This is a genomic window from Peterkaempfera griseoplana (assembly GCF_001418575.1).
Taxonomy (GTDB): Bacteria; Actinomycetota; Actinomycetes; order Streptomycetales; family Streptomycetaceae; genus Peterkaempfera; species Peterkaempfera griseoplana.
The window spans coordinates 1-9159 of record NZ_LIQR01000105.1; the positions used below are offsets into that span (position 1 = coordinate 1).

Sequence of the window (9159 nt, forward strand, 5' to 3'; positions counted from 1 at the left end):
CGTCGGCGGTGCCGGCGACGGCGGCGCTGTCGGTGAGGGAGCGGGGGTCGGCGGCGACGGCGGTGAGGGCCTGCGCGGACTCGTCGGGGGCGGGTTCGCCCGGGACGACGTACGGCCGGTAGACGGGGTGGGCGGCGACCAGCCGGGCGGTGGCCTCGGTGAGGGCCCAGTCGGGGTGGTCGCGCTGCAGGGCGTCGGAGGGGTCCTCGGTGCAGGCGCGGGCGGCGGTGCGGCCGAGTCGGGCGATCTCTGCGGCGAGTTCGCGGCGGACCACCTCGCGGCGGGCCTCCTCGGCGGCCTGCCGGTAGTCGGACTGCTGGTGGTCGGTCTGCTGGTGCTCGGTCTGCTGGTGCTCGGTCTGCCGGTGGTCGCCGGCCCGGCCGGGGTGGGCGCCGCCGGGCGGGGCGAGTACGGCGGCAGTCTCCTCGGTGATCCGCCGGACGCCCTCGGGGTCGGTGAGGACGCCGTCGATGCGCAGCAGGGCGTCGTAGCCGGTGGTGCCGGCGCAGGGCCAGTCGGCGGGGAGGTGTTCGTCGCCGGTGAGGATCTTCTCCACGACGGTCCAGGCGCCGCCGGTGGCGTCGGAGAGGCGGCGCAGATAGCCGCGGGGGTCGGCCAGGCCGTCGGGGTGGTCGATGCGGAAGCCGTCCAGTACGCCGTCGGCGTGCAGCCGCAGCAGGACGGCGTGGGTGGCGTGGAAGACCTCGGGGTCCTCGGCGCGGACCGCGATCAGGTCGTTGACGGTGAAGAAGCGGCGGTAGTTGAGCTCGGTGCGGGCGAGACGCCACCAGGCGAGCCGGTACCACTGGTGGTCGAGCAGTTCGGGAAGCGGCAGGTGCTCGGTGCCGGGGCGCAGCGGGAAGACGTGGTCGTGGTAGCGGAGCACCGGTTCGGCGGTGGTGTCGTCGGGTGACTCCTGGTGGGCGACGGTGGTCTTGCCCAGGGTGAGCTGGTCCAGGACGGCGCCGAGCCGGTCGCCGAGCAGGGGCAGCAGGACCCGTCCGCGGTGGGGTGCGTCGACGGGGCCCGGCTGGGCGGTCCAGTCGATGTCGAACCAGCGGGCGTAGGGGGAGTCGGGCCCTTCCCGCAGGACGTGCCAGAGCGGATGGTTGAGGTGTTCGGGGGCGGGCAGCGCCATGTGGTTGGGGACGGTGTCGGCGATCAGCCCCAGGCCGTGGGCGTGGGCGTGGTCGGCCAGGGCGCGCAGGGCCGCTTCGCCGCCGAGCTGCTCGCTGATCCGGGTGTGGTCGACGGTGTCGTAGCCGTGGGCGGAGCCCGGGACGGCCTCCAGCAGGGGGGAGAGGTGGAGGTGGGAGACGCCGAGGCGGGCGAGGTAGGGGACGGCCGCTGCGGCGTCGTGGAGGGTGAAGCCGGGCTGCAGCTGGAGCCGGTAGCTGGCGGTGGGTCCAGGGCGGTGGGCGGCTGTCATGTGCCCATGCCTACCCGGTGGGGAGGGGATCCACATCCCGGGCGCGGGCAGCCGGGGGACCGTCGTCGTCCCCCGGGCCCCGGCCGGGGCTCAGGCGGGGCGCTGGAGCACCATCAGTGACCGGTCGGCGAGCTGGAGCCGGTCGCCGGCCTTCACCTTGGCCCCGGCGCCGGGGGCGATGCTGCCGGGCCGGGCGGTGTCGACCACCACCTGCCACTCCCGGCCGTGGTTGACCGGGACGGCGAACTCCAGGGGTTCGTAGTGGGCGTTGAACATCAGCAGGAAGGAGTCGTCGGTGATCTTCCCGCCGCGGCGGTCGGGTTCGGAGATGGCGTAGCCGTTGAGGAAGACGGTGAGGGACTTGGCGTAGGAGGCCTTCCAGTCCTTGTCGGTCATCTCGCTGCCGCCGGGGGTGAACCAGGCGATGTCGGAGAGGTCGTCGTGGGTGCCGGAGACCGGGCGGCCGTGGAAGAAGCGCCGCCGCCGGAAGACGGGGTGGTCGCGGCGCAGCCAGACCATGGAGCGGGTGAACTCCAGCAGCTGGGCGGCGGGGTCGTCCTGGGCCGGTGTCCGTCCGGGGCCGTGGCCCGCGGTGCCGTGCCCGGTGGTGCCGGCGGGCCAGTGCACCCAGGCCAGTTCGCTGTCCTGGCAGTAGGCGTTGTTGTTGCCGTGCTGGGTGCGGCCCAGCTCGTCGCCGTGGGAGAGCATCGGGACGCCCTGGGAGAGCATCAGGGTGGCGATGAAGTTGCGCTGCTGCCGGGCGCGCAGCTCCAGCACCGCGGGGTTGTCGCTGTCGCCCTCGGCGCCGCAGTTCCAGGAGCGGTTGTGGCTCTCGCCGTCGCGGTTGTCCTCGCCGTTGGCCTCGTTGTGCTTGTCGTTGTAGGAGACCAGGTCGCGTAGGGTGAAGCCGTCGTGGCAGGTGACGAAGTTGATGGAGGCGATGGGGCGGCGGCCGTCGTCCTGGTAGAGGTCGGAGGAGCCGGTCAGCCGGGAGCCGAACTCGGCGAGGGTGGCGTTCTCCCCGCGCCACAGGTCGCGGACGGTGTCGCGGTACTTGCCGTTCCACTCGGTCCACAGAGGGGGGAAGTTGCCCACCTGGTAGCCGCCCTCGCCGACGTCCCAGGGCTCGGCGATCAGCTTGACCTGGGAGACCACCGGGTCCTGCTGGACCAGGTCGAAGAAGGACGACAGCCGGTCCACCTCGTGGAACTGCCGGGCGAGGGTGGCGGCCAGGTCGAAGCGGAACCCGTCGACGTGCATGTCGGTGACCCAGTAGCGCAGTGAGTCCATGATCAGTTGCAGGACGTGCGGGCTGCGCATCAGCAGGCTGTTGCCGGTGCCGGTGGTGTCCTCGTAGTAGCGGCGGTCGTCGGCGACCAGCCGGTAGTAGTTGTCGTTGTCCAGGCCGCGGAAGGAGAGCGTGGGGCCCAGGTGGTTGCCCTCCGCGGTGTGGTTGTAGACGACGTCCAGGATCACCTCGATCCCGGCGGCGTGCAGCGCCTTGACCATCGACTTGAACTCCTGCACCTGCTGGCCGCGGTCGCCGAGCGAGGAGTAGGCGCCGTGCGGGGCGAAGAAGCCGATGGTGTTGTAGCCCCAGTAGTTGGAGAGCCCGGCGTCCACCAGTCGGTGGTCGTGGACGAACTGGTGGACCGGCATCAGCTCGATGGCGGTGATCCCCAGGTCCACCAGGTGCTCGACCATGGCGGGGTGGGCGATCCCGGCGTAGGAGCCGCGGATCTCCTCGGGGATGCCCGGGTGCAGCCGGGTGAGGCCCTTGACATGGGCCTCGTAGAGCACGGTGCGGTGGTAGTCGGTGCGCGGCGGCCGGTCGTTGCCCCAGTCGAAGTAGGGGTTGATCACCACCGAGTGCATGGTGTGCGGCGCGGAGTCCAGGTCGTTGCGCCGGTCGGGGGAGCCGAAGTGGTAGCCGTACACCGACTCGTGCCAGTCGATGGCGCCGCTCATGGCCTTGGCGTACGGGTCCAGCAGCAGCTTGGCGCTGTTGCAGCGGTGCCCCGCGGCGGGGTCGTACGGACCGTGCACCCGGAAGCCGTAGCGCTGGCCGGGCTGTACGCCCGGCAGGTAGGCGTGGCGGACGAAGGCGTCGGTCTCGCGCAGCTCCACCGCGGTCTCCGAGCCGTCGTCGGCGACCAGGCACAGTTCGATCCGGTCCGCGGCCTCGGAGAAGACCGCGAAGTTGGTTCCGGCTCCGTCGTAGGTGGCACCGAGGGGGTACGGGTGTCCCGGCCAGACCTGCATCGTCCCTCTTCTTCCCGTCGTCGCGGAGGACAGCTGCCCCGACCGTGCGTGGGCGGGCGTGGGCGTGCCGCCGATGCGTGCCGTATGCCCGGCGGCGCCGGACGCCATGTGTGCCCCCTGTCGTTGTCCGAGTCGCCGACGTCCGTCCTTCCGCATACTCGCTGACCGAGGACCGAACTGACGGCCTTTCGTGACTTCTTCGCCCGAACGGGTGTCTCATCCGGCGGGAAACGGCCGGAACCGGCCCCGACCGGGCCCGCGGGCCGTGCCGCCCGCGTGTCGCGGTCCTGTGCGCAGGGCTCCGCGGCGGGCGGCGGGGAAGTGTCCTCGGACCCCTTCTCAGCGGCCGCCAAGATTTCTAAGGTACGAAGCGCCGTAGTAGAATCGGGGTCCTGCCCACGGGCAGCGGTCACGGCCTGGCCGCGCCTCAGTTCCACAGAGCCGAGGGGGAAGCCCTCTCGTTTACGAGAGGGAGGAGTCACGGTGGTCCCCTCCGACGAGGGTGCCGCGGGAGGCACGGTGCGCGGAGACGCGCTGACGGCCGCCGCCAGGACGGCGGCGGGGCGCCTTCTGCCGCGCCAGGAGGGCAGTCCGCGGACCGCCCTCGGCTGGGGGCCGGACTCCTGGGAGGAGGCCCGCCGGCGGGTGCGCCGGGCAGGCCGGGCCTACGTCTGGCTCAATCTGGTCGAGCAGCGGATGCGCTCCCTGGTCTCCGAGGTGCTGCGTCCCGTCTACGAGCCCGCCCACGGCGAGGACTGGGTCACCGCCGCGGCCGGTCCCGTGGGCGAGGAGTGGGCGCACCGGGCGGGCGCCGTGCGCGAGGTCAGCCGGCGCAAGGGCTATCTGCTGGATCCCGCGGACGACGAGCTGGTGGTCTTTCTGACGCTCCCTCAGCTACGTGAGCTGATGGTGCAGCACTGGGCCTGCTTCGAGCCGTACCTGGCCGACCGCCGCGAGGTGGAGCTGACCCTGGACGAGCTGGAGGTCGCCCGCCATGTGGTCTCCCGCAACCGGGCGCTGTCCGAGACGGTGCTCGCGCAGGCCGAGCGCGCCGCGGCCCGGCTGCTGGCGCTGCTGGACGGGGGACCGGTGGCCGTCGGCGCCCCCGGCGACATCCTGGAGGAGTTGGTCGGCGAACGCTACGCCGACGTGGTCGCCGTGCACTCCGACCGGGTCCGGCTGCAGCGCGACCTGCCGGTGGAGGAGCTGCTCACCGGGGCGCAGCGGCTGGACGCGATCGGGATCGGCCTCTCCATGCTCTGCCAGAACTTCACCGGCAAGCGGCTGGTGCGGCTGGCCGCCGGGGGCTGCCGGATGCGGCTGCTCTTCCTCAACCCGGCCAGCAGCGCCCTGCGGCGGCGTGAGCGGGAGCTGGGCCTGGGGCGCGGTGAGCTGGGCCGCTCGGTGGAGATGAACATCATGCATGTGCGGCGGGTCCGGGCCCGGCTGCGGGACAGCGGCGGGTTCGAGATACGGGTCTTCGACGAGACGCCCCGCTTCACCGCCTACCTGGTGGAGGGCGAGCGTCCCCCCGGCCTGGCGGTGGTCCAGCCCTATCTGCGGCGTTCCCGGGGGATGGAGTCGCCGGCGCTGGTGCTGCGCGGCGCCGACCGCGTCCCCGGTGAGACCGCCGTGGAGCCCGGGCTGCTGGAGGTCTACCGCGAGGAGTTCGAGACCAGCTGGGCGGACTCCCGGCCGGTCTCCTGACGGGCGGCCCGAATGGGGCGGCGGCCGGGATGTCAGTGCCGCACGGGATGATGAATCCACACGGGGCCGCACGAGAGGACGCCGCACATGAGCTGGTGGCATGAGCCGTTGGTCGGCTTCGACCTGGAAACGACCGGGACGGATCCGGACAATTCACGCATCGTCACTGCCGCGCTGGTGGACACCAAGGGCGGCGAACCGGTGCGCACCACGGCCTGGCTGGTCAACCCGGGCATACCCATACCGGCCGAGGCCGCAGCGATCCACGGCATCAGCACCGAGCAGGCCGTCTCCGGCGGCAGACCGGCGCCGGAGGCGGTGGAGGAGGTCGCAACCGAGCTGTGCCGCCGACTGGCGGCCGGGGTGCCGGTGGTGGCCTTCAACGCACCGTTCGACCTGAGCCTGCTCGACGCCGAGCTGCGCCGGCACCATCTGCCCACGCTGGCCGCCCGGCTGGGCGGCCGCCCGGTGGGGCCGGTCCTCGACCCCCTGGTGGTCGACCGCTCCGTGGACCGGTACCGCCGTGGCTCACGGAGTCTGCAGAGCGTCTGCGGGGTGTACGGGGTGGAGCTGGCCGACGCCCATGAGGCGGGCAGCGATGCGCTGGCCGCGGTGCGGGTGGCCGTCCGGCTCGCGGAGCGTTATCCCCGGGAGGTGGGGGAGCTGCACCCGGCCGATCTGCACGAGCAGCAGATCGGCTGGCACACGGCCTGGGCCGAGAGCTTCCAGGCGTGGCTGCGCAGGGAGAAGGACCCGGCCGCGGTGATAGACGCCCGGTGGCCGATGCGCTGAGCGGGGTCCGCCCGGGGCGGGGGCTGCCGAGCGGCCCGGGCGGCCGGTGTGACGGACGGTCAGAAGGGGTGCCAGCGGACGGAGGAGTCCCCCGCACGCAGCGACGCCACCCGGCGGCGGAACTCCGCGAGCGCCGCCGGGTTGCCCGGGGTGTGCTGGGCGACCCAGGAGGCGCTGGCGGTCTCCCGGGCCCCGCGCAGCACCGCACAGCCCGGCCACTCCCGCACGTCCCAGCCGTAGGCGTCGGTGAAGGCCCGGTAGGCGTGGTCGGGGACCCCGTAGCGGTCATGGCTGAGGGCCATCACCACCAGGTCGTGCTCCCGCAGGTCGTCGGAGAAGGTCTCCAGGTCGAGCAGCACGGGCCCCTGCGGGCCGATGTGGACGTTGCGGGGCAGCGCGTCGCCGTGGATGGGACCGGTGGGCAGGTGCGGCTCCAGGGCGGCCGCCGCCTCGGCGTGACCGTCGCGCCGGGCCCGCAGATAGGCGGCGTCGGCGGGGTCGATGTGCCCCTCGGCGGCGCGCAGCCAGCGCTCCACCCCGGAGAGCAGGTCACGGCGGGGCAGCGGTACCGGCGGCGCGGGCAGCCGGTGGATCGTCCGCAGCAGTACGGCCAGGTCGGCCGGCTCCGCGGGGCGCACCGGATCGGCCAGCCGCTGCCAGAAGGTGACCGGGTGGCCGTCGACCAGCAGCGGCAGCTGCGGCGCGTCCTCGGCCGGGCGGGTGGCCGGTACGTCCTGCTCCGCCAGCCAGGCCGCGATCCGCAGTTCGCGTTCCGCGCGCTCCAGCAGGTCGCGGCCGCGTCCGATCTTCACCACCAGGTGGTCCACGGCGAGGACCGCGTTCTCGCCCAGCGCGAGCAGCCGGGCGCCGTCGGGTCGTGACAGTCCGGCCAGGGCGCAGGCGGTGTGCAGCAGGTCGCGGGCGCGGGCCTCGTCGAAGGGGGTGGCGTTCATGGGCGCGGTGGTGCTCCAGGGTCGGCGGCGGTGTCCCAGTCTCGCAGAAGCGCCGGCGGCCGGACCCGCGCTGCTGCGGGTCCGGCCGCCGGTGCGGCGCTGTGCACGGGAGGGGTCAGACCTCCACGGGCGGCCGCTTGTGCAGCGGGTGGACGGGTGCGGTGCCGACCGGGGGGAGCGCCTCGGTGTGGGAGAGGTCCGGGAGCCGGTGCAGCCAGCGGGGGAGGTACCAGTTGCGCTCGCCCAGCAGGGTCATCACCGACGGCAGCAGCACCCCGCGGATGACGGTGGCGTCCACCAGGACGGCCACGGCCAGGCCGACGCCCATCTGCTTCATGGACTGCATGGACAGGGTGCCGAAGACCGCGAACACCGCCACCATGATCACGGCTGCGCTGGTCACCACCCCCGCGGTGCTGCGGATGCCGTGGGCGACGGCGGAGCGGTTGTCCAGGCCGCGGTCGTGGGCCTCCTTGATCCGGGAGACCACGAAGACGTGGTAGTCCATGGAGAGGCCGAAGAGGATCACGAAGAGGAAGAGCGGCACCCAGCTCTCGATCGCCCCGACCCCGGCCGTGCCCAGCAGCGAGGCACCCACGCCGTGCTGGAAGACCAGCGAGAGCACTCCGTAGGCGGCGCCCACCGACAGCAGGTTGAGGACGACCGCGGTCACGGCGACGGCCAGCGAGCGGAAGGAGAGCAGCATCAGCAGGAAGGCGAAGGCGATGACGAAGCCGAAGACCGGCAGCAGGCTGTCGGACATCTGGTGGTTGAAGTCGTAGCTGCCCGCAGTCTCGCCCGTGACCGGCGCCTCGGTGCCCGGCACGGCGCCCAGGGTCCTGGGGACCACGTCCTCGCGCAGCGCCTTCAGGGCGTCGTTGCTGGCCCGGTCGTTGCCGGTGCCGGCCAGCGGGACGTCGATCTCGGCGACGTTCTGCGCGGGGTGCAGGGTGACCTTGATCGGCTGGTGCATCCGTCCGGTGGCCACCGCGGCGCGCTGGAAGTCGGCGATCGCCTGCTTCATCCGGGGTCCGTCGATGTCGTCGGCCTTGACGACGACGGTGGCGGGTGACGGGTTGCCGGGGAAGGCCGCGTCGATCCGCTGGTAGGTCTTCACCAGGGCGTTGCCTTGCGGCAGCTGCTGTTCGAAGGTCAGGTTGGCGGTGTGCAGGGTGAGCAGCGGTGCGGCGAGGGCCAGCAGCACCCCGGTGGCGAGTGCGGCGGCGGCCAGGGGGCGGCGCAGCACGGGGGTGAGGACGGCGTTCCAGATGCGGCTGCCGTTCGCGGCGCCGCCGCCGGTGCGGCGCAGCCGGGCGAGCAGCGGGACGCGGCCCTTCTCCACCCGGTCGCCGAGCATGGAGAGCAGTGCGGGGAGCACGGTGACCGAGCCCAGTACCGCGACCACGACCACGACGATGGTGGCCATCGACATGGCCTGGAAGTCGGCGATGCCGGTGAGGAACATCCCGGCCATGGCGACCACCACGGTGAGCCCGGAGACCAGGACGGCGCGTCCGGAGGTGGCGGCGGCGACCATCAGGGCGGTGTGCGGGTCGCGTCCGGCGGCCCGTTCCTCCCGTTCGCGGCGCAGGTAGAAGAGGCAGTAGTCGACGCCGACGGCCAGCCCGACCAGCAGCATCACCGAGCTGGCGTCGTCGCTGGTGTGCAGCAGATGGCTGCTGAGCGCGACCAGTCCGCCGGCGGCGATGAACGCGGTGAGTGCCAGCACCACCGGCAGCACGGCGGCCACCAGGGCGCCGAAGGCGATCAGCAGGATGCCCAGGGCCAGCGGTACGGCGGTCCACTCGGCGCGCTTGAAGTCATGGCTGAACTGGTCCTGGAACCACTTGTCGGCACTGGCGCCGCCGAACTCCTCGACCACCAGGTCCCGGTGCGCGGCCTGGACGCCGGCCACCGCGTCCAGCACGGTGGCGACCTTGTCGTCGGTCTCGTGGCCGGCGGCGTCGGCCATGGTGAACTGCACCAGGGCCGAGTGCCGGTCGGCGGAGACCGCGC

Annotated in this window: 5 protein-coding genes and 1 pseudogene; 2 read left to right on the plus strand and 4 right to left on the minus strand. The window is 72.9% G+C overall.

All coding sequences use genetic code 11. The features are described from left to right. Together AOK09_RS08675 and glgX are read right to left on the minus strand one after the other, a co-directional pair. Positions 1 to 1429, minus strand: a 1429-nt coding sequence (locus tag AOK09_RS08675; protein ID WP_245687189.1) for an alpha-amylase family glycosyl hydrolase, incomplete at its 3' end; no start/stop codon positions are given. Positions 1430 to 1519: 90 nt separating this feature from the next. Next, on the minus strand, positions 1520 to 3691 hold the full coding sequence (glgX, locus tag AOK09_RS08680) for a glycogen debranching protein GlgX (protein WP_055586539.1): 2172 nt from the start codon (positions 3689 to 3691) through the stop codon (positions 1520 to 1522). Between the two features lie 483 nt (positions 3692 to 4174). Here glgX and AOK09_RS08685 point away from each other — a divergent pair, with 483 nt between their 5' ends. Further along, positions 4175 to 5398, plus strand: coding sequence for an SAV2148 family HEPN domain-containing protein (locus AOK09_RS08685; protein WP_107101275.1), 1224 nt, complete (start codon positions 4175 to 4177; stop codon positions 5396 to 5398). An 87-nt stretch (positions 5399 to 5485) separates the two neighbouring features. Beyond that, positions 5486 to 6190, plus strand: a complete 705-nt coding sequence (locus AOK09_RS08690; RefSeq protein ID WP_055586540.1) for a 3'-5' exonuclease — start codon at positions 5486 to 5488, stop codon at positions 6188 to 6190. Between the two features lie 59 nt (positions 6191 to 6249). Here the strand turns inward: AOK09_RS08690 and AOK09_RS08695 are convergent, their stop codons facing one another. Next, positions 6250 to 7143, minus strand: a complete 894-nt coding sequence (locus AOK09_RS08695) for a phosphotransferase enzyme family protein (protein ID WP_055586541.1) — start codon at positions 7141 to 7143, stop codon at positions 6250 to 6252. 115 nt (positions 7144 to 7258) lie between these two features. Continuing rightward, positions 7259 to 9159: pseudogene (locus AOK09_RS08700) on the minus strand (MMPL family transporter); the annotation flags it as partial.

Coding starts and splice junctions, on each gene's coding strand:
- glgX (WP_055586539.1), bottom strand. CDS start 3,691: ATGCAGGTCTGGCCGGGACACCCGTACCCCCTCGGTGCCACCTACGAC.
- AOK09_RS08690 (WP_055586540.1), top strand. CDS start 5,486: ATGAGCTGGTGGCATGAGCCGTTGGTCGGCTTCGACCTGGAAACGACC.
- AOK09_RS08695 (WP_055586541.1), bottom strand. CDS start 7,143: ATGAACGCCACCCCCTTCGACGAGGCCCGCGCCCGCGACCTGCTGCAC.